Consider the following 23,838-nt stretch of genomic DNA (forward strand, 5'->3'; position numbering starts at 1 on the left):
ATAGGCACAATAGTATAAGTGTGTATTATGTATATTCGTCAAGGCGATGTTAATTTTCGTTTTTTCTTTTTGGGGATTACAAATGACGGAATCCCGCTATAATGTGGCGCTATAACTAGCTATTGAGTATTACCATGGTCGAAGTCCGAAACAAAACTATTGCAGATACCCAGGTCGACGCAATTAAAGTTCCCCCCATTCTCTAGAAGCTGAGCAATCAGTGATTGGAGGATTGCTTCTGGATAATGAACGTTGGGATACTGTCTCAGAAAGAGTCGTAGCGAAAGACTTTTATAGTCGACCGCATCGTCATATATTTGAAGCTGTTAAAGCGATATTAGAGGACAGTAACCCTCTGGATCTGATCACTTTGTCAGAGTTTTTAGAGCAGAGAGAGCAGCTTGAAGAAGTTGGTGGTTTTGCCTATTTAGCCGATCTCGCGAAAAACACGCCAAGTGCAGCGAACATTAATGCGTACGCAGATATTGTTGCTGAGAGGGCGTTGGTTCGTAACCTCATTGGCGTGGCGAATGAAATTGCGGATGCAGGTTATGAACCTCAAGGTAGAACATCGGAAGATTTGCTAGACCTTGCAGAAAGCAAAGTCTTTGCCATTGCAGAAGAGCGAACCGGAGAAAACGAAGGCCCTCAAAGTGTTGATTCTATCTTAGAAAAGACGCTTGAACGTATCGAAATTCTCTACAAGTCCCCTCAAGACGGGGTTACCGGTCTAAATACTGGCTTTGCCGATCTAAATAAGAAGACGGCGGGTTTACAAGGTTCTGATTTAATCATTGTGGCTGCTCGTCCTTCAATGGGGAAAACAACGTTTGCAATGAACCTGTGTGAAAACGCCGCGATGTCGCAGGATAAGCCTGTACTCATCTTTTCTTTAGAGATGCCCGCAGAACAGTTGATGATGCGTATGCTCGCCTCTCTTTCTAGAGTGGATCAAACTAAAATTCGTACAGGTCAGTTAGATGATGAAGACTGGGCTCGTATCTCTTCTTCCATGGGTATTCTTATGGAGAAGAAAAACATGCTTATTGATGACAGCTCTGGTTTGACTCCGACTGAATTACGTTCGCGTGCCCGTCGTGTCGCTCGTGAATACGGTGGAGTTAGTATGATCATGATCGACTACCTTCAGTTAATGCGAGTTCCTTCGCTGACCGAAAATCGTACTTTGGAAATTGCAGAGATTTCACGTTCGCTTAAGGCCTTGGCAAAAGAACTGAACGTTCCCGTTGTTGCGCTTTCTCAGTTGAACCGCTCCCTAGAGCAGCGAGCCGATAAACGTCCTGTGAACTCCGATTTGCGTGAATCAGGCTCTATCGAGCAGGATGCGGATTTAATCATGTTTATCTATAGGGATGAGGTTTATCACCCTGACAGTACGATGAAAGGCATAGCCGAAATTATATTGGGTAAGCAGCGTAATGGCCCGATAGGCTCCGTCCGACTTACTTTCCAAGGTCAGTTCTCACGCTTTGATAATTATGCAGGCCCTGCATTTGACGACGAATAATAAGGCTATGCTTTATGAGCTATATGAAAGCAGCAACGGCTGTAATAGATTTACAAGCACTCAAAAATAATTTAGAGAACATTCGTCTTAGAGCTCCTGAAAGTAAGTTACTGGCTGTTGTTAAGGCTAATGGTTATGGACATGGGCTACTAAAAATTGCTCAAAATGCCGATGGTGCTGACGCTTTTGGTGTCGCTCGTATAGAAGAAGCACTCCAGTTAAGAGCAGGAGGTATTGTAAAACCTATTTTGCTTTTAGAAGGCTTCTACTCATCTCTAGACCTACCTATTTTAGTCGCCAATAATATCCAAACCGCAGTTCACAGCATTGAGCAATTAGAAGCCTTAGAGCAGGCTGATATCGAAACACTGGTAAAAGTTTGGGTTAAGCTTGATAGCGGTATGCATCGACTTGGTATAAGGCCAGAACAGTTTTCTGATGTTGTAGATAGGCTTTATCGTTGTGACAATGTGGCTAAGCCCATTCGTTTTATGAGTCATTTTGCGTGTGCAGACGAACAAGATAGTTCAGTTACGTCAGAGCAAACGAAGTTGTTTCTAACGTTAACAGAACCTTATGAAGGAGAACGTTCAATTGCTGCATCAGCAGGTATTCTTGCTTGGCCAAAAAGCAGATTAGATTGGAATCGTTGCGGTATTATAATGTATGGCGTGTCTCCTTTTGCCGACGACGATGCCACGGATTATAACTGCCTTCCAGTTATGACTCTTAAATCCTGTCTAATTGCTGTGAGAGAGGTTAAAGCCGGAGAGAGTGTGGGTTACGGAGCTATCTGGACGAGCGAGCGTGATACTAAGGTTGGAGTAATCGCCATTGGTTATGGTGATGGTTACCCTAGAACCGCACCATACGGTACACCGGTTTGGATTAATGGTAGAAAAGTACCTATTGCAGGTAGAGTTTCTATGGATATGCTTACGGTCGATCTAGGCCCGAATGCAGAAGAAAAAGTGGGTGATGAGGCGGTATTATGGGGGCGTCAATTACCTGTAGAGGAAGTCGCCAAACATATTGGTACTATTGCGTATGAGCTAGTGACTAAGCTAACTCCACGAGTTGAGATGCAATATATCAATAAGCGGATAAAATGAACGCAATAACCAATCTTAAAACCATTCTCTTATTCACAATTGTAGCGATATTTAGTACACCAACCTACAGCAATGGGTGGCCAAACTGGACTCCAGATTCTGCAGTCGTTCCCTTCTTTTTTCTTCTGATAGTTTGGGGAATACGGTTGGTGTTGCTGGTGTAGCCAAAGGTATTTATCAGCCACAAATGAGCTTGCTGGCAATGGGTATGTATTCGGATAAAGACACGTACGCAACTTATGGCGCTTTAGCCAACTATCAACCCGGCGGACGGTGGTTGATGGGCACTGAACTTTATAATGGAAAATTTGTAGATAACGATTATTTTCTTGGGGAACAAGGCAGCAATGATTCATCCTCATCAGATGCGACAGTAACAACAGGTTATGAAGAGAAGTATCGTTTCTCTTTCCGCTATATTTTCCCGTGGGGAGAAGGAGAACGCCTTGGCGTCGCCGCTGGATACGCACCCAATAGACAGATTAATGGATCAACACCGCATGATAGCGGTGTCAGTTCATTTGAAGTCCAGCCTTTTTACGCTTCCAGAGAGCTAGATGCCAATTACCAAGAAGCAGAAGAGACTTGGGGCGTAAAATTAAAGTTTGAGTGGAATAATCAAAACGACAATAGAAACCCCACAGAAGGCTCTAAAACTCAATTCGAAGTTACCTACTCTCCAGAATATAAAGACGATACAAGTTGGGCCCTAGTAGCCTTTCAGAATAGTCAATATTGGGATATCGGGCCCTTAACTGATTTTTTTAACAAACAGGTTCTAGCGTTTAGCGTTTATACGGCAGACACACCAACATGGAATAACTGCTCAAATAGTAAATGTAATCGACCGCCAGAATATGAAGGTGTAAAACTTGGTGGACTATTTCGCTTACGAAGTTTTACCGCAGGACGTTACCATGGTCGATCTGCTATTAACTATACGGCTGAATATCGTGTTATGCCTGAGTGGCAGCCTTTGGGTACATGGCCTTTATTTAGCCTTTATAATGTTCCTTGGTGGCAATGGGTAGCATTTGCAGATGTAGGACGAGTTGCTGATGAGTATAACTTAAAAACGTTACACGAAGATATGAAGTGGAGTGCGGGAGGTGCGATTCGTTTTCAAGTTGAGGGCATCGTTGTGCGAACTGAGATTTCATGGGGAAGTGAAGACAATCTTTTTCGTGTAATGGTAAACCAACCTTTTTAATGCACCGAACGATGAGTTATCGGTGCATTGGTAACGAAAAGCTATTTTCCAGAGATAGTGGCGATTACGGTTCGTGAACCACCGTTGTTTCTGTGCTCTCCTAAGTATATGCCTTGCCAAGTTCCTAGAGCTAATTTTCCATTCGTAATTGGTATGGTGACACTAGCCCCCAGAAGAGACGCTTTAATATGAGCGGGCATATCATCATCCCCTTCATATGTATGTTGATAATACATTGCCTTTTCAGGTACGAATTGATTGAAATGACTTTCCATATCCGATCGTACTGTTGGATCCGCATTTTCATTTAACGTTAAGCTTGCTGAAGTATGCTGGATAAACAAATGAACCATACCAATAGATAGTGTTGAAATTTCGGGAATATTTTGCGTTATCTCATTTGAAATGAGATGAAAACCACGACTTTTAGGTTTTAAGTGGATAGTTGTTTGCTGCCACATAAGAAAGTTACTCAGCCCAATAGAAAGTACTTTAAATTATAACGCTGAACAGGTAAAACTAGTGATCAAATCGAGAACTGATGTAACTCAATATTAAAAATGTCTAGTTACGTCATAATCTCATGCTAAACAATAATAAAAGAGCCATTTGAGACGGTACATCGCTGAAATCTTGCCTCTAAAGACAGTTTTCATCGAAATAAGCGCTCATTTTTCAATAACGCGAAAACTTTATTTTAATTTGGCGATTCAATATTCGTAGAAATTCGTCTACGTTTAATTGAATTAAACCTACTGTGGTATCGGGACAGAGACTATGTTGAAAAATATTAACCCAACGCAAACTCAAGCTTGGAAGGCTTTAACTACGCATTTTGAATCAGCACAAGATATGGAGCTTAAGACGTTATTCGCATTAGACGAGGCGCGTTTTGAGAACTTTTCTACTCAATTTGGTGATGACATTCTGGTTGATTATTCAAAAAACTTAATCGACAAAGAAACAATGGAAAAATTGTTTGCTCTTGCGGATGAGACTGAGCTAAAAGCAGCTATTGATGCAATGTTCTCAGGAGAGAAGATCAACAAAACAGAAGGTCGTGCCGTATTACATAGCGCTCTTCGTAACCGCAGTAATAAACCAGTAATGGTTGATGGCAAAGATGTTATGCCAGCAGTTAACGCTGTATTGGAAAAGATCGAAGGCTTTACTGGTCGTGTTATTTCTGGTGACTGGAAAGGTTATACAGGTAAAGCGATTACTGATGTTGTGAATATTGGGATTGGCGGTTCAGACCTTGGTCCTTATATGGTTACCGAAGCACTAACACCGTATAAAAATCACTTAAATATGCACTTTGTCTCTAATGTTGATGGAACACACATCGTAGAAACATTGAAAAAAGTGGATCCTGAAACGACTTTATTCCTAGTTGCATCTAAAACATTTACTACTCAAGAAACCATGACAAATGCACATTCAGCGCGTACTTGGTTTTTAGAAACAGCTGGTGATGAAGCTCATGTCGCGAAGCATTTCGCAGCTCTTTCTACTAATGGTAAAGCCGTTGCTGAGTTCGGTATTGATACTGAAAATATGTTTGAGTTCTGGGACTGGGTTGGTGGACGTTATTCACTATGGTCTGCTATAGGTATGTCAATTGCTCTATGTGTAGGCTATGACAACTATGTTGAGCTATTATCAGGCGCTCACGATATGGATAAGCATTTTGCTGAGACTGAGTTTGATAAAAACGTACCAGTTATTCTTGCGTTGATCGGTCTTTGGTATAACAACTTCCATGGAGCTGAATCAGAAGCAATACTACCTTACGACCAATATATGCACCGCTTTGCGGCATACTTCCAACAAGGAAATATGGAATCGAATGGTAAATACACTGATCGTAATGGTGATGCTGTCGATTACCAAACTGGCCCAATCATTTGGGGTGAACCAGGAACAAATGGCCAACACGCCTTTTATCAGTTGATCCACCAAGGCACTAAGCTAATTCCTTGTGACTTCATTGCACCGGCTATTAGTCATAATCCAGCAGGCGATCACCATCAGAAGCTGATGTCTAACTTCTTCGCTCAAACAGAAGCACTTGCTTTTGGTAAGGGTAAAGAGCAAGTAGAAGCAGAGTTTATTGCAGCAGGTAAAACAGCGGAAGAAGTGAAAGATCTAGTACCGTTTAAAGTGTTTGAAGGCAACAGACCGACAAACTCTATCCTAGTTAAGCAGATTACTCCTCGTACATTGGGCAACCTGATTGCAATGTATGAGCATAAAATCTTTGTTCAAGGTGTAATTTGGAATATCTTCACTTTTGATCAATGGGGTGTAGAACTTGGTAAGCAATTAGCAAATCAAATACTTCCAGAGTTAGCGGATGAATCACCGGTTGATTCACATGACAGCTCAACTAACGGTCTAATCAACGCATTTAAAGCGTATAAGGCGTAATTACTTATTCGTTAAATTGCAGTTGTAAATAAAAAGGTTGATGCATCGCATCAACCTTTTTTAATTCTTTGCTTTCGAATTTTTTACTCGAAACAGATCTCGATAAATGCATTACCCCATTCTGAGGTAAATGGCATGATAATGATCGCTCCATCGCATTTATGGCGAATAGTGTGTCCTTTACCAGATACAACGATAGGGGTAGCCATATCAAAATCAAAACCGCTATCTGACAAAATACGTTTAGCTCCGCCTGTTACCATATTAGTAATCTCACCCACCATATCGGTGACTTCTTCATTAATACCATTTGGACGCTCACCAAGCATGTTTTGCATGATTTCTAGCGCTAGGCCTTCATCAAAAGTAATAGACATCGATCCTTTACTTTTATCGCCTACCATACCGATCAGGCCCGAAACATCGCCACGAGCGATCTCATCTTTCTTAACTCTAGGTTTTAGCGGCTTCAGCTCAAGAGAAGCCATAGTTTTTAAAACATTCATCAAAGAAGCTAAAAACGGATTTACAAATTCAGCGCGCATAACTCTCTTTCTTATTGTTCCATGTTTGAATAACACGTTTTGCAGGTACCGTGTGTTTCAAGGACATGATTTGTTATTTTGAACCCGTGCTTTTCTGCATTGCCTGCAAGCAAGGTCATCAGGTTATCATCTTGTAGTTCAACAACATTACCACAATGGTCACAAATTAGAAGTTGGGAGTAATGCTTGTTTTCACCACATGAGCAACAGGAAATAAAGCTATTGTTAGATTCAACTTTATGAATGAACCCTTGCTCTAGCAAAAAATCCAAAGCTCTATAAATCGTTGGCGGCTTAGCTTGTGGCTCACTCTCTTTTAATTGTTCTAGAAGATCATAAGCACTTGATGCACTTTTATTCGTACAAATAAGCTCAAATACTCTTTTTCTCTGAGGTGTAAACCTAACCCCCGAGCCTCACAAATACTTGATACATGCTCAAGTAAAACCTTGTCCAAATCAGCCACCTTTATAACTGGACTCTTGTTTTAATAATACACTAATTTATCAAACATAATACTTGGAAACATCGCATACCCTAAGGGAAAGAGAATAATGGATCAAGTTAATCAAAATTCATGAGCAATATTTGAAGTAAAAACGTTAATAATCTCTAATTGAATACAGTAAATTAGAGGGGGAGGGGCTGTGTAAGAATGGCTAGCTAAACGTGAGCGCGTTTGTTCATTGATATATAAGGAATAGAGTTGCTTGATTACTTTACTTGGGTGAAGGGCGAACTTGAGGTAAAATCTGCGCCCTTGAAAAGCAAGATCAGTTTTGTGTATCAATTACTTTCATTGCATTATTTACTTGAAGAAGCTTAATTCATCATGACCAATAAAACATACCCATCATCCCGTTTCTCTATCGCACCCATGCTTGATTGGACCGCCAGTTAAGTAATATCAATGTCTACAGGCAGCCCATACGTACTATGTACGTACTATTATAATTTTCCCCTCCCCAAACCGCTTGTCCTAGAATCTCAAAATCAATTGTTTCAATCTCTATGTGCGTCAATTCCCATGGTTCATAGAACTGTGCATTGTCACTCTTAAAGGTAATTTTAGTCGGTTGGAATTGGAGTCGCTTCACCATGACTTGACCATTGACTCTAAATACATAGACACCATCACCACAGAAATCCTCTACTCGCTTCACCATCAACAATGAACCGTCTTTTAGAGTTGGGTACATTGAGTCCCCTTTGGCTCGCATTAAAAATACGTCACTAGGGTTTACGTGTAATTCCTCGCGTAGGTACTTTTCTGAGAAATTCATATCACTAGACGCTTCAATTTCGACTAAAGAGCCATGTCCAGCACTTGCTTCTACGTCGAAATAAGTAAGGCTAATCATTCCATTTTTTAGAGGAAAAGAACCTTTTTGAGACAAATGTCTCGCTTTTAAAAATATTTTTTCAGGTATTTTGTCGCGTTCTTTCCATGTGTAAATAGTTTTTGGAGAGATCTCTAAAACCTTTGCTAGCTCTGCATTGCTACTCGTTTTTGTTAGTTCTTTTAAATGCAGAATTTTTTCCTCAAAAGTATTCATTTGAATCCTCTATGATTCTTCAAGGGGTTGATTATTTTCTTCACTTCCTCATAATTGATTCAAAATTAGTTTGAAGACATTTGAGGTCGTTTGAACTTCTCAGAACTACCTCAAGTGTACACCAAGGAGAAAGAATGAACACATTATTTGCGTTGTTAGCTAGATATGAAAGTACTGAAATTCCATTGGAAAAAATTTCCGAGGAATTTTTAGGGATTACTCCAAGAACAGCAAGGCAGCGCGCAAGTGCGGCAACTCTTCCATTTCCTACGTTCAAAATTAGAAACAGCGAAAAAGCACCTTACTTGGTTCGTGCTCAGGATTTAAGTGAATATATCGACAAGAAGTACTTAGAAGCCCGAGAAGAATGGGAAAGCGTAAATATTCATTGAGGAGATCGTCATGTATACACCACTACACAGTATCAACATTGATTTTTCACATTCAAGTGAAGCCAAGGCTTTCGAAGAATCTATTAATGTCCACCTTAATGCACATGAGATGGGCGAAGATGAATTTGTCTTTTTCTTTAACCTACGAGAGCAAGCGCTTGAAGCTATCGAATTACTAGAGAGTTTAGAGGTTTAACTATGGATATTGATTACAACATTGGAAAATCCATTGCTGATTTGCCAATTACAGACCCAATTCACAAGCCATGTGAAAGCATGGCGGGAATGGTCGATTTCGACCCTAAGAAGTGCAAACGCGGTTTATATCTATTGGATAAGTTGCGTGAAAAACATGGCTTAAAAAGAACGGTGCAATCATGAATGTCATGAGCATTATTAACGGTGATACATTCGCTCGTTCTTTTTTCCTCGTTTGCCTGAGTTGGTGCGCTCAGATGTGAAACGTAAAGTTGAATCTCGTAAAAGTCGCACCAATCCAACCAAAGAGAACCTAGAACGAGCCGCCCGTGATGGAGTTAACTTTGGGTTAAAGCATGCGGCCTTTATCGAAGATAAGTTTCCCTTTGTAGACTATCGAAAAAAAGCGAAGCCCTGCCGGTTAACCCATGACATTTTGATGAGTGATACCGCCCTTTCGACACTGGCCGAAGTGGTGAGTGATGAACATTCTAAAACTATTGCGTCTTTTGATGCGGTTCCTTTTGTCTCTTACGTTGAGGCCTTAACTGAGCTGTATAACGAGATATCAGTGACGTTAAAAGACATTTTCATTAATCCCCCATCAGTTACTTTTAAGGGCAAAGATGAAGAAGAGCTAGAACGCTCTTTAGAAATTGCCTTGCTTAAGCTGCAAGATGAATTGTGGATTGAAAAGCGCCTCACCCACTTGAGGGCGCAATATATTGAGTATGCTCAAATTACCCTTTTGCGAGTGGGCGAAAAAGCGCATCAAACCTGTTATGTCTCTCCGCTTTCATTTACTAATTGGAAGCGCAAGCAACGCGAAGGATTACAGTTCATTGAGGCCATGGTGGTGCTCAACAATGACACCGGAGAGCATTTCGAATTGGCCGAGGTGGTCAAGCGTACAACGGCCAACCCTGAAAACCGTCGCATTGAAATGATGGTGCGTAGTCGTGGCTTTGAAGAGTTGGCGCAAGATTTAGGTTATACCGCGCTATTCATCACTTGGACATTGCCGAGCAAGTACCACCGCAATAGCGCTAAGTGGAATGGTGCAAGCGTTAAAGAAGGGCATCAAGCCCTAATGAATAAGTGGGCGAATGCACGGGCCATGATTGCCAAAGACGACATTGAATACTTTGGTTTTCGGGTGGCCGAACCCCACAAAGACGCCACTAGTCACGGGCATTACTTTTTATTCTGCTCTCATGCTGAAAAGAATACGTTAATAGAGATCTTAAAAACCTGCGCCATTTCCGAAGATAGAGACGAACTAGGCCATGATATTTCTAAGCGCTTTGATGTGAAAGAGTGCGACCCATCCAAAGGGGGCGCAACGGCTTATATTGCCAAATACATATCGAAAAACATCAATGGTAATCACATGCCAGAAACCGAGGCGGAAGAATACGCTTATCGCGTTCGGGCTTGGGCGTCTACTCATCGAATCAGACAGTTTCAGCAATTTGGCGGTGAGCCAGTATCACTTTGGCGAAATCTACGCAAAGCCAACCCCAGTGACACCCTACCCATTAGCGAAGAACTGGAAGAGTTAAGGCAAGCGACCGACTCTTCTAAGTGGTCACTGTTTTGTAAATTGGCGACGAAAGCCAAAATTGAATATCAAGAGAAGCAAAACAAGTACGGTGAAACCGTTCGTAAAGTCATTGGGTTTTCGTGGTTAGGTCAGATAATAGAAACGGCCGCAACTCAATACAGTTTGGTTCGTCGCAAAGATTTACAGCGCGCTTTAGAGTCGCGGAGCGGCTCCCCTTGGAGCACTGAAAATAACTGTAACCAGACACCAGAAAAGCCAATTTTACCGTTAGAAAAAGCATTGATGGACGTGACCGGATGGAGCGTTAAAGGGGTACAGTGCTTAATCCCGCCTTTGATGAGAGGTTCAAGAGTATCCATTGACCGATACACCAACATTTCATTCACCAATAACCGCTTATTGGTGAACTAAGTAACATGCCAACGATGGGAATCAGGGGCAATCTAATTACTAACGTCGTGAGACAGAGGAACCAACATGGAAAACAAAACGGAAGTGATACTTCAAGAAGCACAAGAGGCGGCCACGTTGTTTAAACCGCCTTGGGGAATGAACCACATTAAACCGCTATTGATTAATGTGGTTTGGTTGTTGAAGTCGTTTAATGCGCGCCTTGCCGCACTCGAAAAAGGAGCGCGAAATGACCGATAAAACCCCACTCGGTTATGTGGTTTGTACCACTTGCCAATCACCTAAAGCCATTTATCAAGGAAGCGGCAGACGCATTAAGTATGTGTTTGGTCGCTGCGAATGTGGTTTAGATAACCGCACTAAACCGCCCGTTCAAGCGGTCATGAGTGCTTATAAACCTCTTGAAGAAGTGAAGGCCGAACTGGAAGCACTAAATCAACCGGTTGAATCACCTCCAGAGCCATTATTTACCCCTATTGAGAGTGATAACGAACCACAAACGTTGAGTGATAGTGATCCACAAAGTGAAGTGGAAACGAAGCCCTTATTTACCGCTAAACGCATTGGCATTGCGGCTGCGGTGGGTTTGGTGATTGGCGGTGCAATTAAAGCAGTAAGGGCGGTGGCGTAATGGAGCAGATAACCGATAACCCAACCATAGACATGAATGAGCAAGAAACCCGTTCAAAAGAAGCGGTGAGCGCATTGATTTCTGAAATGGATGGTGAAGATTTTGACACCAATGAAGTAGTTCAAGATAACGCGCAAAAGCGCAAAGAGGACGCCAAAAAAGCCGCTGATGCGGTGGCGCTTAATCTTGCAAAGGAAAATGCGGCCAAAGGGGTGGCGGCTTTTGATTTTGGTTTGAAACTGGCGGATGAGCGTTTAGGCGTGGACGATATGCAGGGCGGTTTACTTGTGGAAACGGCCGCACCGGTATTGATGAAGTATGCCGTTGAGCCGCCTCAATGGTTTAAAGATTGGGGCGCAGAAATGCAACTGGCGGGGGCGTTTTGTTTTGTGGCGTTCATGCAGTACAAAACCTTAATTGAACTGCGCAAGATAGATGCCGCCAGAGCCAAAGAAGCGCTTAAGCGAGGTGACAAAGATGGAACCCATTAACAACAATAACAAGTTGTCGAACGGTCATATCTTTTGTGTTGGCATGTCGGGAAGTGGCAAGTCCTCAGCGGCCAAAAAGCTCTTTGTGCAAGCCACTGACCAAGTGGTGATATTTGATCCTAAAAAAGAGTATGACGGTTATCTTCATGGCCGAAAAATTCGGATTTACCAAAAGCTTGGTGACTTCTCTCGTGCCCTGCTTGCCGGTCGAGAAACCAAACAAGGTTTTAAAATCTGTTGGCAGCCACAAAAAGAAACCACCATTAAAGACTTCGATATGTTTTGCAAAGTGGTTTGGGCAGCCGGTGACGGAAAGCATGTTAAGCCGCTCAAAGTGGTGTGTGAAGAAGTGGCCGAGCACAGCCCTAATGCCGGTAAAGCCACGGGATATCATGGCAAGCTTTTGCGATTGGGCCGCTCTTACAATATTCACACGATTAACCTCTTCCAACGTGGTCAAGAAGTCTCAAAGACCATTATTGATAACTGTCAATTTGCCTGTGTGATGATGCAAAAGACCTTTGCCAGTGCGCAATATCTAGAAAAAATGACCGGTATTGCCGCAAGGGAGATAGATAAATTAGACAAACTGGAATACCTACTTCAAGACGGAAAGCACTATAAACGGGGGGCAATTCGGTGGTGATTTGTGAAGTTAATCACATCTAGTCACAACCCTTTCACAAAAAGTATTCGGTCAAGAGAGTGAAACCAATGATGAACTGAAAGCCGTAGCCGTAATGCTGCGGCTTTTTTATTTCTCATTCACTGAAAAAGGTTTTACTCATGAAACTAGATTGGAAAGCAATCCTTGTAGGCGCGGCCGTTGCTGCGGCTGTCGTATGGGCATCAAACAACGTTGATGCTGTTGAAGATGTGATTGGCTAATCGGGGGCATTATGCAATTAGTAAAAACACCATTTGCACCACGCGCCAAAGAGCTTGACCCCGTTGAAGGTGTCGCTTGGGGGCAGCGTCCGAGTTTGCGTTTAGTGCCTGGGCCAACGTATCACGACATTGAACTTATCACGAACATCACCGACGCCACCGATATTGAACGTATCGAAGTGGTCAACGGTGGTGACAGTATCGTTTCCTTGTCGGGCAAGTCGCTTGCGGTCATTACTGACCACGCCAAAGTGTACAAAGAAGCCGGTCGTTATGTCATTCCGTTTGGTGAGCGCAAAGCGCGTACTAAAATCGGCATGCGTCAAAGTGATTTGGTCACCCTTCAAGGTGAAATTTGGTTTGTGTACATCACGCTTAAAACCTCACCAAATTCTGTTGATGGTAATGGCGACCCAGTAACACAACCGACTATCCGCGCTCGTGCTCATGTGCTTCCTTCGCAAGATACCCGTTACTACATGCCAAAAATCAATGAACTGACGTGGAACGCTGCGGCCGCAGGTCGTACTCCATTTGACTATCCAGAGCGTAGCCCTGCGGTCAACTTAAAGCGCGTTCATTTTGGCGGCAATGACATTACTCGTATGCGAGTCCTTCGAGACAACATTGAACAGTTCAATGCAACTAAAGCCGATAACGATTTCGACTTAAAGCAAGCCGAACTTGAACCCATGGCAGACCACTTCACGTTGGATTTTATCAGCTATGGCTTTGCGGCCGACGGCATGATGAACACGGCTTCAAACCAAGAATTTAAGTTTGAAGTGGAAAAAAGCAATGCGGGTGCCATTCCATTGATTGTTGAACGTGTTGACCAAGTCGCACCGCTTCCTAATCAAACGCAAAAATAAGGGGGCGCTATGTCTCTACTTGATGATGCAGGGGAATGGTTTGGCGGCATAACGGACACGGTCGTTGAGGGTGGCGAACGCTATTGGAATGCTTGGGTAGATTCTGAGGTTGAAAAGACCAAAGAAGCCGCACCGGAAGAGCAGCGTCCAACGTCCGAGCCCGCGCAGCAACCCACGGGGAGCTTGTCAATCCGTTGCCAGTGCAACCCAATTATGGCTTTAACACACAAACCGCGCTTATTGCCGGTGTGTGGGGATTGGCCGTATTGGGTGTGATTATCGCGTTTAAGGATTAACCATCATGCCATTGATTTTACTTTATCCATTACTCGGTGGTGCGGCCGGTTTTGCGGCTGGCTTCTTTACCGGCTCTAGTACCAAAAAGCTTATCGCGGTCACCGCTGTTGGTGGTGTGGGGCTTTATGCCTACAGCAAGCTAAAAGGGGGCAACTGATGCTAGGTGCATTAACGTCTTTAACCGGTGGCGGCTCCATGCCGATTGATGCAGGGGGTGGCGCTGCGGGGCCAAGTACCGCGACCGCAACCACAAACAACGGGTTCACTGTTGGCGGCCTAAATATGGGCGCAGGTGAAAGCAATAAGACCTTACTCGTTGTTGGGGCGGTTGGCTTGCTTGCGCTTTTCCTTCTCACTCGCGGAAAGAAATAACATGAGCATTCGACTAATTCGCCCAGAGATGCCGGATTTTCCCGCGCATTGCGAAATCATTAAACCGGCCTTTGATGGGGCTCCGTATCCAAAACTCGAACACTCCGACATTGTGGAGCGAGTTCAAGGGCATCACGCGAGCTTTTACCATTTCAAAGGGGACGGCTTTTCCGTTCGTATTATTGGTCAAGTCACTAACGACGGCTATTTACTCATTATTTCAGTCGGCCATGGCTTAGCCAAATGTATGCCGACCTTGATTGATGTGGTGAAAAAAGCCGGTCACAAGCGCTTGATTTGTCATACCTACAAAAAAGGCATGCGTCGGATATATCGAATGATTGGGGCGAGTGAAATCGAACGTATAGAACATAAGGGCGGAATTGTGGAAACCATTCACGCACTTGAGATTTAAGGGGTTTAGGTATGGGTAAGGGCGGCAGTTCTAGCAGTACCAATAACACACAAACAACCAGTATTAGCGGTCAGAACGGGATACAGGGTGACAACCTTGGTGTGACCGTTGCCGGTGTCAATAACTCCAAACTTGATATCACCATGACCGACCACGGGGCCATTGAAAAAGCCTCGGAAATGGCCGAGCTCACTATGACAACGTTAGGTGATGGAGTGGAGGCCGTCATTGATAGCAATACCGACGTCACCACACACGCCATGGACAGCGTTGAGCGCGCCAGTAGTGTGAATGCGCAGCACTTAGCAGCCGTAGCCAGTAGCGCAGCCACACAGCACAGCAAAAGCCTTGATACCGTGGCTCAATTGGCAACCACACAAGCTGATGGTGGTCAGATTGAAACCACGCAGCAAGTGGTCAAAGCCATTGCCATTGTTGTCGGTGGTGTCGCGGCTGTTTTCGTTGCCAGAGAGGTGTTCACATGACCATTAAACGACTAATGCAAGCCAATGAATCGTTGCAGTTTGAATGTATGGGCGACTTTGCATTTATTGCTCAAGCGACCGGTGATATTCGATTGCGTGACGGACAAGGCTCTTACCTTCTAAAGCAAGGGGCGCAGATTAAATCTGCCACCCTGCGCGGTCGGTTGTATGTCGATAACTTGGGTGACACTGGTGTTGTCGAAATCATCACCGGCAATGGTGAGTATATCGCTCCACAGCTTTCACAAATGGAAGTGGTGAAGCAGCCGCCCATGGAAATACAAGCGGGGCAGTCCATTGATATTAACGTGCTTCCTGCGATTCAAATTGAAGCGGGGCAAGCTATCGAGGTTAGCGCCCTACCAGAGCTGCAAATTGAAGCCGGTCAAAGTATCGAAGTGAATGCGCTACCGGCCATTCAAGTGGAGGCAGGACAAAGCATAGAAGTGAGCGCATTGCCGCTTGCTAATGGCTTTGAGTCTACCGTAGGCGAAATGCCTCACACCATTGATGAGAGCTTAACTCGTACCACGCTCATCATCAAAGCAATGACAACCAATGTTAGCCCTGTATTAGTTGGAGCGTTTGAGCTTCATGGCGGGGAAAAACTCCAATTAAACACAACCGCTGAAATCACGTTAACTGGTGATGTCGGTGACCAAGTAAGCATTATTGAGGTGCATCTATGAGTGTATTGAGCGAGATGCCGCAAGGCTCCCAACGCACAAAAATTGAATATCTAGCGGATAAAATAGACAACTTTGAGGGGGTGGAAGCGATACCCCGCTCAATATCATCTTTGCTGTGTTTGATAGAGAAATTGATTCGGGTGAATACTCTCTAAGGCAAGACATTACCGAGTGGATAGACGCCCAGTATTTGCGAGATGGAACAGACGAAATTGATTTTGGCAAAGCGATTCATGAAGTGATTGACCGTGAAGGTGGTGCCAGTGATGTGCGCATTTGTCTATCTGTCTCAGCCCTTTTTGAAAGCGACACGATAGATGCCGATGCGGTCTATTCCATGAATATCGGTGTGGTAAGAGATAACGACATGGGTGTGGTTCCTGACACCATTCCGCTAACCATTCTTAACGGGTTCTACTATCACACCAGTGGGATCATGACGTTGACCTTCCCTGTAGAAAATATGGACATGAACGTGTTCGATGATTTTCGTTTGCGGATAGGTATTTTCGAAAATGGTAGTCCTGTTGGGCCTCCAATGGGCGGTGTATTCAAAGCCATTATTCACCGTGTCGATATACGACAACCTGAGTTTAATTAATATGAAAATGCTAGTGATTGGCGTGTTGGCTGTCATAGCGATTAAGTATGTGACTCGGCCAAAACTAACAAATGATGAACTGCTCTATTTAAACGGAGGCGCTATGTCTAGAGTGAATCGAGGGATACGCAACAACAATCCGCTCAACATCAAAGAGGGGAATAATTGGCAAGGTGAAAGCGACACCAATATTGATCCTGTCTTTGAAGAATTTGAACATCCTAAATATGGGTTCCGCGCAGGGGCGAAGCTCTTGCGCAACTATGAAAAGCTGTATGGCCTCAATTCAGTGCGCGGCATCATCTCTAAGTTTGCACCGTCGAGTGAAAACCACACAGAAAACTACATCACGTTCGTAGCGAAAGAACTCGGTGTTAACTCAGAGAACACATTGAATCTTTGGGACGATGATTTGTTAGCTCGAATGCTTCACGCCATGTCCATCATGGAAAATGGGCGTCACTACTCATTGTCCGAGGCGAAAAAAGGAGTCGAACTGGCATGAGTAAGAAAGAGATGTTTCAAAAAATACTAATTGGTGTAGGCGCAACGATTCTAGGCGCCTATGCAGTCAAATGGCTAAAAGGAAATAAACTGTTATGAATAAATTTTTTAAGAAAATTGGACTCGACTTATCGCAACCGAGCACCAAAAAGGGGCTAGTATTGGTGGCATCAGGCGCAGCACTTGCCACTGGTCATCCAGAGTTAATATCTGCATCGGTCACCGGTTCAGGCGTTCAAATCGGGGGACTGATTGGCGCTACTGTTCCACTGCTTATTGGTATCTATGAAGCGCTGCGCAATGAGCTTAAACATGATTGAGCATAATGTAACGCTCAGCGTCAGTAGGTTTCCATTAACAATGGTTTGTCACTACTTGCCTTAGATTCAGGTATCAATAGATAACATTAGAAGCTAAGTTATTTCAGTCGAGTATAAAGTACAAAAAACCACTCAGAGAAGTGGTTTTTTGTACTTATGAATAAAGATATTAACTCTCGATATATACATTTTTAAACAATTAACCATAATAAAGTCAAAATGTAAGTAATACTAAATTGAGTGAATAAAAAAAGAGTAAGATAGGGAAAACTCAAATAAAGCATAAATCAAAAGGGTAGGGTCGTATGGGCGAACAGAAATGGATAAACCTGAAAGGGTTCGACAAAATAGAAGGTAATACAATAGATTACTGCCCTCCTGCCCAGTCGGTCAGTAAAGAAGGTGGTGAGGAGTCACAAAATCAAACACTTCATTACGAAACGTATAAAACTAATAGAGAATTTATAACGGGTAAATTTACATTCAAGGTTAATTTGAATGACTTTGGTACTACGTTCTCATTGGTACTAGGGCAAGGTACTAGCCCTGTTTATATTACATTTACTACAGTTGATATACCAAAAGTAACTATTCAATGGCAGCATAACTATACTAAAGCTTTTATCCCTGTAGCTAGTTCAGTAACTCAATTTTCATTTAAAAAAGACCAAGAACTCCAAGTTAGCATAGAGGCAAATGCGGACTCAACCAAGGTTTTTATTGAAGGAATGGAAATTGTGTCTGGACAAGTGGCTTTATATAAATCATATCCTGAAATTGTTTTTCACGGTAATTCAAGTGTTTCTATCCGTGATATCAATATTACACCCAATAAGCCTAAAGCATTCGTTGTTATGGAGTTTAGCCCTAAGTACGAATCCGTATATCGAGATGTGATACTCCCAATATGTGCAGAACTTCAAATAGAAGTTATTAGAGCAGATGAGATTTCCAGTAATACGCCGATAATAGCCGATATTATAGAAAACATAAGGAAGTCATCGTTACTTATCGCAGAAATATCCCCCGATAATCCGAACGTATTCTATGAGTTGGGATATGCACATGCTATAAATAAACAAGTAATACTTCTATGTAGCGACGCACGCGAAAAATTACCATTCGATATATCTGGTATAAGAACAATAATGTATTCGGATTCGATTAGCGGAAAAACGTATTTAGAAAAAAATTAACAGAACACTTAAAATCAAGCCTTGAATTACATAAAAACTAGTTAAAAATTTTAAACAAAAGAAGGGCTATTATTAGTAATGGCCTTTCTTTTGTTTAATATGCCATGGTAATGGCAGGCGTGGAGATATTCGAGTACCTAATGTGCGAGATTGGTATTAACGTTACTAGGTGTTTTTGATTTTAAATAGTTGTTAATAAGCGTATAGTCGCGGTGATAACAAACAGTTGGAATTTGCGTGTATGAGTAATTTTTTATTTAATGAAGAAGAGATTAATGGACTTTCAAATGCAAATGAAATCAAGCAAAAAGCAGTAGCTATTAAAAAGCGCTTTGACCAAAAAAGACAGTTTTATCATTCTTTGCGCAACCAATTGGCAATCGCAGAAAGCTGGGATGAATTAAACATTATGTTAATTGAGTTTGACACAAATTTCTTTAATGCTTGGAATGCAAAGTGGACCAGTAGCATAGCTAAAGCCCCTACTAGTCAGAATGTAATTCCCTACTTCCAAGAAGGAATGGATGCTTTTACACCAGTTCAAGAATTTATTGAAAATATTTTATCACCGCAAAAAATGGTGATGGAGGAGGTGCAAATATTCAAGAGTCAAGTTCTATTAGAAATGCAAAATGAAATCCAGAGTCTGACAATATCAGTTCAGAGCAAAGTAGATGAAGGTATCAAGCAACTACTTGGTTTGAAATCTGAGTTGGGACTTCAGAAAAATTTTGGTGAAAATATAAAGTCTGAGCTAGAGAGTAGCACCAAATCAAAAAAATTTTATTTGTGGGCATTCATCTTAATTTTAGCGCTCATGCCAGTAAATACACTTATTATTAGTAAGCTTACAATGATAGATGCGGGTGCTAGCAATGCGATGATTATTCAATCTTACATAGGGAGGGTTGTAGGTGCTATATCGATGCTAGCTTTATCGTATTTCTTTTTTAGTCAATTCAAGCTTCATCAGATGATGGAACTTAGATATACCCACCTAAGTGGTTTTTTAGGTGGAGGAGCTACATACATCTCCACCTTGGTTGGTACGGAAGATATTGAAATTAAAAAAGAAATAAACAAGCAGTTAGCTGGGCTGTTTATGCAGTTGGACGAAGTTTCTAGTTTGGTTAAGAAAAATAATCACCCCGCAGATGTATCTATTGAGGGCATGATTAAACTCTTGGAACAAATAAACAAAGTAGCTAAAAAATGATAGGAATCGAAAAACGAGATTTTTGTGGATGAGACAATAATAGAAGTATATAAATCAAACTTAATTAATTTTGAATAAGGCCCTTATTAGGGCCTTATAATTAGTGTCTGTCATGCAATTTATGAGGAAATAGTTGAGTATAAACTTGCCATAGTATATTTAGGTTCCTATGCCCTGTAACCTGAGCGACTTCTTCAATTGAATACCCTTTCTCAAATAATCGACTTGCACCTTCACGCCTTAAATCGTGATAGCGTAAGTCCTCTATTCCTAAATCGTTTCTTACTCGCTGAAATCCGGCTGTTACACTTCTAGGGTTGTAAGGGAATATCAAAGCCCCTTTTTTAGGTTGTCGCATTGCGATATCAAATGATTCGGCAAGCAAGGGGACAATCATATGATTACCTGCTTTCTTGCGTGGGTCTTTTCTATCTCTAACAATAACGGTCTTGTGTTCTTCGTGTATATCGTCCCATCTAATCTTGCACACTTCCCCAATTCGCATACAAGTTAAAATACTGAACTCCAAAATATCAATGAATGGAATTCTGTTTTGGCCGTTAGGCTTCGTATTTTGGCGTTTTTTTAAACCTTCTTTTAACCTTTCTAGCTCTGTTGCTGTTGGCCGTCTGGTTCGTTTTTGACTTTTACCAATCAAACCCATATCAACTAAAACGGGAACAGCCTCTTCAAAAATAGAGTAATTAGCTGTGATATTAAAAACAGGTTTGGCTTTTTTCATTACAGAGCGAAGATAAGCAATATCATGATAAAGAGTAGCGGGACCCGCTCCTGCACCTTTTCTATTTCTGCAATGCTCAATCAAGTCACTCGTCATAAGTTCATTGCTTTGTAGTTTTGCAATATCACAATCTCTAAGCATCTTAATGACATACTGTTTTGTGCGGCCAGTTTTATCCCATAAATCTCTGTCATTCATAAAGTTATCGAGTAGTACGTATAACGGTACGGATTTAACGGATGATATACCGTTGTTCTCTAATTCGTTTACCCGTTTCATGGCAAAGGAACGCGCCAACTCTTTTTTCTGAATGTCTTAGATTCTCTGTGTATAATCGCGGAATTCTTTTTTACGATAACGTCAACTGTGAAGCGGAGTTCACCGCTTGATAGCTTGCGTTTTCTTATGCTGAATGATGCCATTGTCCTACTCTTTATATACGTACTATATGCGTACCGATAGAAGATATTGAGCGCAATTCAAGTTAATTCATGTATATTTATACAGTATCACAAGACCAGAGAAAACATGACAACGCCTAATAACACCAGTAAATACGCAGCTTCTCGCCTCTCCATCGCACCCATGCTCGATTGGACGGACAGACATTGTCGCTACTTTCATCGCTTGTTAACTCAAGAGGCGTTGCTTTATACCGAGATGGTGACAACGGGCGCTATTATTCATGGTAAAGGTGATTTTTTAGCTTATAACCAAGAAGAGCACCCTGTTGCCCTGCAGTTGGGAGGCTCAAATGCTGCTGACCTTGCAACTTGTGCAAAATTGGCGCAAGAACGTGGTTATGATGAAATCAACCTTAATGTAGGTTGCCCTTCTGATCGAGTACAAAATGGACGCTTTGGTGCTTGTTTGATGGGAGAGCCGGATCTTGTTGCTGGTTGTATCAAAGCAATGAAGGATGTGGTTGATATACCCGTAACCGTTAAAACTCGGATCGGTATAGATGATCAAGATTCTTATGAGTTTTTGACCACATTCATATCTAAAGTTCATGAAAGTGGTGGTTGTAACGATTTTACTATTCATGCGCGTAAAGCATGGTTGAGTGGATTAAGCCCAAAAGAAAACCGAGAAATACCACCTTTAGATTATGAAAGGGCTTATCAACTGAAAAAAGATTTTCCGCATTTAAATATCGGATTGAATGGTGGCGTGAAAACCTTAGCAGATACTGTTGAACATCTACAACATGTTGATGGTGTGATGGTCGGCAGAGAAGCCTATCAAAGCCCTTATATTCTTGCTGAAGTGGACCAACAAATTTTTGGGCGAGATAAACCTATTAAAAAGCGGAGCCAAGTGGTTCATGAGATGTACCCTTATATCGAAAGCCAATTAGAGCAAGGCGCTTATTTGGGGCATATTACGCGTCATATGCTAGGACTTTTTCAAAGTATGCCTGGAGCACGTCAATGGCGTCGCTATATAAGTGAGAATGCACATAAAAAAGGCGCTGGTATTGAAGTTGTAGAAACCGCATTAGCGAAAATTCCGAAAGAATTAGATGTGTAATTTTAGCCATGTAAGTGGTTAATTTTACCAGTTAGCGCGTTATAAACCATCAGACTTAATGCTGATGGTTTTTTATTATCTGAAATATAAGGTTTTTTTAATTTTATAAAAGTGGCTTGAATCCTGCTGTGTTACTTTTAAAGCCCACTACATCAAATCATTCAGACGCGTGGGGATAAACGGGAGAGAGTTATGTTCGAATTACTGTTTTTTATAATGTTTGTTGGTATTTTGTTTTTTACTGGGCTCAGTATGATGACGGTGTTCATCGCGCTCGGTGTCACGATGTTTGTGATGTTTTTAATGGGAATGATAGGATTTGTTATTAAGCTATTGCCTTGGATAATTGTTATTGCAATCGGTGTGTGGTTTTACAAAAATTACATTACAACAACTCGTTAATCGCTAAAAACTTGTAGAAACTCTTTCTTATTAAGTGTGCTAGTATCAATACGTTACTAGGACAGTTAACAAAAGGAGAGAGGAGATGATAGACACTGGAAAAAAACTGTTGCTCGGCTGCGTAATATTTCTGATATCTCAATCGGCAATAGCGGACGATTTTTATCGTGGTGAGGTTGGTTTAGATTATTGGTGGGCAAGCACTAAGATCAGCGATGTACGATACGATGAAGATAAAACGCCTTTTTTAACGCTTGTACTAGAAACAGAACTTCCATACGCCCCTCATTTCAAGTTTAGATATAGTGAAATTGATTCTCAACATACTTCATTTGATAAATATGATTTTATATTTTATTACGATGTGATGGATCACGAGAGCTTAGCTCTTGATTTAGGTATTAATGCCTCTAATTATAAAAATAGCCGGTATACATACTCCGAAGAAAATGTGGCTTTCAACATGACCACATGGAGCTTTTACGCCAACGGCGCAATAACAATTCCTAATACCAATCTAGATATTATTGGTCAGTTTGATTTTTATAATAGTGGCAATAAGAAAACGGCCGATTTCATTGCGGGCTTTGAATATACCTTAGATCTACAAACAGTAGATGTTGCTCTTAGAACTGGCTATCGAGTTATGGACTATACCTTCAATGAAGACAAAGAAAATGAAGCCACGGTGTTTATAGATGGTTGGTTTGTGGGTATGAGCGTCATTTTGTAATCGGTAAAATATTTAAGCTATATAAGCAATCACGTTATTAAGTGGTGCTTTTTTATGCCAGTTAGGAATAAAAGTTAGAAAATAATTAACATATTAGCGCTTATGAGCCATGCTTATCATGTGTTATTCATAACATCTAGTTATTGGGTGATTAGGGAAGTTGCTATGACGTTGACAGAATTAAGAACTTTATATCAAGAAAACCAACTAATTGAAGCAATTATAGAACCTTCTGTGCAAGATGGAACCTGGATAGTTGAGTTCAGGCACGCTCATGGTGGACTGGTGCTATTAACGGACTCTGAAGGTGAGGGGTGTCAGTATCTAGATTTGGATGTAGCCTCAAAGTCTGCAATGGCAGTTGGATTTAATCAGGTTAGAGTTGAAGAAAAATAGCATAAGTCCTTTCTTTCAAATTTTCTTATCTCAAAAAGTTATAAAACATGAACTTCTATTCTTTCTTGTTATTAGCGTGAGTGGTTAATCTATAGTCACGCAATTAATA

At 41.8% G+C, this 23,838-nt stretch carries 28 protein-coding genes and 4 pseudogenes; 27 read left to right on the forward strand and 5 right to left on the reverse strand.

The genetic code is table 11. The features are described from left to right. The first annotated feature begins 134 nt into the window (after positions 1–134). The 3 genes and pseudogenes from PGX00_RS03555 to PGX00_RS03565 all read left to right on the forward strand — a co-directional run bounded on the left by PGX00_RS03555 (position 135) and on the right by PGX00_RS03565 (position 3,850). Positions 135–1,528: pseudogene (locus tag PGX00_RS03555) on the forward strand (replicative DNA helicase). 14 nt (positions 1,529–1,542) lie between these two features. Then, positions 1,543–2,640: an alanine racemase gene (gene alr, locus PGX00_RS03560; protein ID WP_272132953.1), complete on the forward strand. Its 1,098-nt coding sequence runs from the start codon at positions 1,543–1,545 to the stop codon at positions 2,638–2,640. Beyond that, a pseudogene (locus PGX00_RS03565) lies at positions 2,637–3,850 on the forward strand (BamA/TamA family outer membrane protein). The gene alr and the pseudogene PGX00_RS03565 overlap by 4 nt, the downstream one beginning before the upstream one ends. A 41-nt stretch (positions 3,851–3,891) precedes the next feature. Here PGX00_RS03565 and PGX00_RS03570 read toward each other — a convergent pair. Continuing rightward, a complete protein-coding gene (locus tag PGX00_RS03570; RefSeq protein WP_272132956.1) occupies positions 3,892–4,311 on the reverse strand; it encodes a secondary thiamine-phosphate synthase enzyme YjbQ in 420 nt (139 codons plus the stop codon). A gap of 316 nt (positions 4,312–4,627) precedes the next feature. Here PGX00_RS03570 and pgi point away from each other — a divergent pair, with 316 nt between their 5' ends. Continuing rightward, positions 4,628–6,280: a glucose-6-phosphate isomerase gene (pgi, locus tag PGX00_RS03575; protein ID WP_272132958.1), complete on the forward strand. Its 1,653-nt coding sequence runs from the start codon at positions 4,628–4,630 to the stop codon at positions 6,278–6,280. 83 nt (positions 6,281–6,363) lie between these two features. Here pgi and PGX00_RS03580 read toward each other — a convergent pair whose 3' ends face one another. From PGX00_RS03580 to PGX00_RS03590, 3 genes and pseudogenes are all read right to left on the reverse strand, one after another. After that, complete coding sequence (locus tag PGX00_RS03580; RefSeq protein ID WP_272132961.1) at positions 6,364–6,825, reverse strand: chemotaxis protein CheX; 462 nt, start codon at positions 6,823–6,825, stop codon at positions 6,364–6,366. Between the two features lie 11 nt (positions 6,826–6,836). After that, a pseudogene (gene zur, locus PGX00_RS03585) lies at positions 6,837–7,291 on the reverse strand (zinc uptake transcriptional repressor Zur). 448 nt (positions 7,292–7,739) lie between these two features. After that, positions 7,740–8,381, reverse strand: coding sequence for a LexA family transcriptional regulator (locus PGX00_RS03590; RefSeq protein ID WP_272132962.1), 642 nt, complete (start codon positions 8,379–8,381; stop codon positions 7,740–7,742). Positions 8,382–8,515: 134 nt separating this feature from the next. Between PGX00_RS03590 and PGX00_RS03595 the strand changes: the two genes are divergently transcribed. The 19 genes from PGX00_RS03595 to PGX00_RS03685 all read left to right on the forward strand — a co-directional run bounded on the left by PGX00_RS03595 (position 8,516) and on the right by PGX00_RS03685 (position 19,923). Continuing rightward, positions 8,516–8,773 carry a pyocin activator PrtN family protein gene (locus PGX00_RS03595; RefSeq protein WP_272132964.1) on the forward strand — a complete coding sequence of 86 codons (258 nt, stop codon included), beginning with the start codon at positions 8,516–8,518 and terminating at the stop codon, positions 8,771–8,773. 10 nt (positions 8,774–8,783) lie between these two features. Next, positions 8,784–8,969, forward strand: coding sequence for a hypothetical protein (locus tag PGX00_RS03600; protein WP_272132966.1), 186 nt, complete (start codon positions 8,784–8,786; stop codon positions 8,967–8,969). A gap of 2 nt (positions 8,970–8,971) precedes the next feature. After that, positions 8,972–9,154 carry a hypothetical protein gene (locus PGX00_RS03605; RefSeq protein ID WP_272132968.1) on the forward strand — a complete coding sequence of 61 codons (183 nt, stop codon included), beginning with the start codon at positions 8,972–8,974 and terminating at the stop codon, positions 9,152–9,154. A gap of 76 nt (positions 9,155–9,230) precedes the next feature. After that, entirely contained in the window at positions 9,231–10,946 is a 1,716-nt protein-coding gene (locus PGX00_RS03610; protein ID WP_272132969.1) for a replication endonuclease, read from the forward strand. 66 nt (positions 10,947–11,012) lie between these two features. Then, positions 11,013–11,186, forward strand: coding sequence for a hypothetical protein (locus tag PGX00_RS03615; RefSeq protein ID WP_272132971.1), 174 nt, complete (start codon positions 11,013–11,015; stop codon positions 11,184–11,186). Further along, positions 11,176–11,577 (forward strand): hypothetical protein, encoded by a 402-nt coding sequence (locus PGX00_RS03620; protein WP_272132972.1) that lies wholly within the window; start codon positions 11,176–11,178, stop codon positions 11,575–11,577. The genes PGX00_RS03615 and PGX00_RS03620 overlap by 11 nt, the downstream gene beginning before the upstream one ends. After that, the gene (locus tag PGX00_RS03625) at positions 11,577–12,068 is read left to right on the forward strand and encodes a hypothetical protein (protein ID WP_272132974.1); all 492 of its coding nucleotides are present in this window, start codon (positions 11,577–11,579) and stop codon (positions 12,066–12,068) included. Before PGX00_RS03620 ends, PGX00_RS03625 begins: the two co-directional genes overlap by 1 nt. Further along, complete coding sequence (locus tag PGX00_RS03630; protein ID WP_272132976.1) at positions 12,055–12,714, forward strand: type IV secretory system conjugative DNA transfer family protein; 660 nt, start codon at positions 12,055–12,057, stop codon at positions 12,712–12,714. The genes PGX00_RS03625 and PGX00_RS03630 overlap by 14 nt, the downstream gene beginning before the upstream one ends. 253 nt (positions 12,715–12,967) lie before the next feature. Further along, positions 12,968–13,828, forward strand: coding sequence for a major capsid protein P2 (locus PGX00_RS03635; RefSeq protein ID WP_272132978.1), 861 nt, complete (start codon positions 12,968–12,970; stop codon positions 13,826–13,828). Positions 13,829–14,129: 301 nt separating this feature from the next. Then, positions 14,130–14,282, forward strand: a complete 153-nt coding sequence (locus PGX00_RS03640; RefSeq protein WP_272132979.1) for a hypothetical protein — start codon at positions 14,130–14,132, stop codon at positions 14,280–14,282. Then, positions 14,282–14,497 (forward strand): hypothetical protein, encoded by a 216-nt coding sequence (locus PGX00_RS03645; protein ID WP_272132980.1) that lies wholly within the window; start codon positions 14,282–14,284, stop codon positions 14,495–14,497. Before PGX00_RS03640 ends, PGX00_RS03645 begins: the two co-directional genes overlap by 1 nt. Position 14,498: 1 nt before the next feature. Beyond that, complete coding sequence (locus tag PGX00_RS03650; protein ID WP_272132982.1) at positions 14,499–14,912, forward strand: hypothetical protein; 414 nt, start codon at positions 14,499–14,501, stop codon at positions 14,910–14,912. 143 nt (positions 14,913–15,055) lie between these two features. Further along, on the forward strand, positions 15,056–15,397 hold the full coding sequence (locus PGX00_RS03655; RefSeq protein WP_272132984.1) for a hypothetical protein: 342 nt from the start codon (positions 15,056–15,058) through the stop codon (positions 15,395–15,397). Continuing rightward, positions 15,394–16,086, forward strand: a complete 693-nt coding sequence (locus tag PGX00_RS03660; protein ID WP_272132985.1) for a hypothetical protein — start codon at positions 15,394–15,396, stop codon at positions 16,084–16,086. Before PGX00_RS03655 ends, PGX00_RS03660 begins: the two co-directional genes overlap by 4 nt. Positions 16,087–16,201: 115 nt before the next feature. Further along, positions 16,202–16,687: a hypothetical protein gene (locus PGX00_RS03665; RefSeq protein ID WP_272132987.1), complete on the forward strand. Its 486-nt coding sequence runs from the start codon at positions 16,202–16,204 to the stop codon at positions 16,685–16,687. A 1-nt stretch (position 16,688) separates the two neighbouring features. Then, entirely contained in the window at positions 16,689–17,192 is a 504-nt protein-coding gene (locus PGX00_RS03670) for a structural protein (RefSeq protein WP_272132988.1), read from the forward strand. 94 nt (positions 17,193–17,286) lie between these two features. Beyond that, positions 17,287–17,511, forward strand: coding sequence for a hypothetical protein (locus PGX00_RS03675; RefSeq protein WP_272132989.1), 225 nt, complete (start codon positions 17,287–17,289; stop codon positions 17,509–17,511). Between the two features lie 305 nt (positions 17,512–17,816). Continuing rightward, on the forward strand, positions 17,817–18,707 hold the full coding sequence (locus PGX00_RS03680; RefSeq protein WP_272132990.1) for a nucleoside 2-deoxyribosyltransferase: 891 nt from the start codon (positions 17,817–17,819) through the stop codon (positions 18,705–18,707). 241 nt (positions 18,708–18,948) lie between these two features. Beyond that, the gene (locus PGX00_RS03685) at positions 18,949–19,923 is read left to right on the forward strand and encodes a hypothetical protein (RefSeq protein WP_272132992.1); all 975 of its coding nucleotides are present in this window, start codon (positions 18,949–18,951) and stop codon (positions 19,921–19,923) included. 100 nt (positions 19,924–20,023) lie between these two features. Here PGX00_RS03685 and PGX00_RS03690 read toward each other — a convergent pair. Further along, a pseudogene (locus PGX00_RS03690) lies at positions 20,024–21,087 on the reverse strand (site-specific integrase). Between the two features lie 106 nt (positions 21,088–21,193). Here PGX00_RS03690 and dusA point away from each other — a divergent pair. The 4 genes from dusA to PGX00_RS03710 all read left to right on the forward strand — a co-directional run bounded on the left by dusA (position 21,194) and on the right by PGX00_RS03710 (position 23,729). Beyond that, the gene (gene dusA, locus PGX00_RS03695) at positions 21,194–22,198 is read left to right on the forward strand and encodes a tRNA dihydrouridine(20/20a) synthase DusA (RefSeq protein ID WP_272132993.1); all 1,005 of its coding nucleotides are present in this window, start codon (positions 21,194–21,196) and stop codon (positions 22,196–22,198) included. 192 nt (positions 22,199–22,390) lie between these two features. Further along, positions 22,391–22,600 carry an envelope stress response protein PspG gene (gene pspG, locus PGX00_RS03700; protein WP_272132995.1) on the forward strand — a complete coding sequence of 70 codons (210 nt, stop codon included), beginning with the start codon at positions 22,391–22,393 and terminating at the stop codon, positions 22,598–22,600. 85 nt (positions 22,601–22,685) lie between these two features. Continuing rightward, entirely contained in the window at positions 22,686–23,333 is a 648-nt protein-coding gene (locus tag PGX00_RS03705) for a TIGR04219 family outer membrane beta-barrel protein (RefSeq protein WP_272132997.1), read from the forward strand. 165 nt (positions 23,334–23,498) lie between these two features. Then, positions 23,499–23,729, forward strand: a complete 231-nt coding sequence (locus PGX00_RS03710; protein ID WP_272132999.1) for a hypothetical protein — start codon at positions 23,499–23,501, stop codon at positions 23,727–23,729. The last annotated feature ends 109 nt before the right edge of the window (positions 23,730–23,838 follow it).

The sequence above is a fragment of the Vibrio algarum genome (assembly GCF_028204155.1).
Classification (GTDB): Bacteria; Pseudomonadota; Gammaproteobacteria; order Enterobacterales; family Vibrionaceae; genus Vibrio; species Vibrio algarum.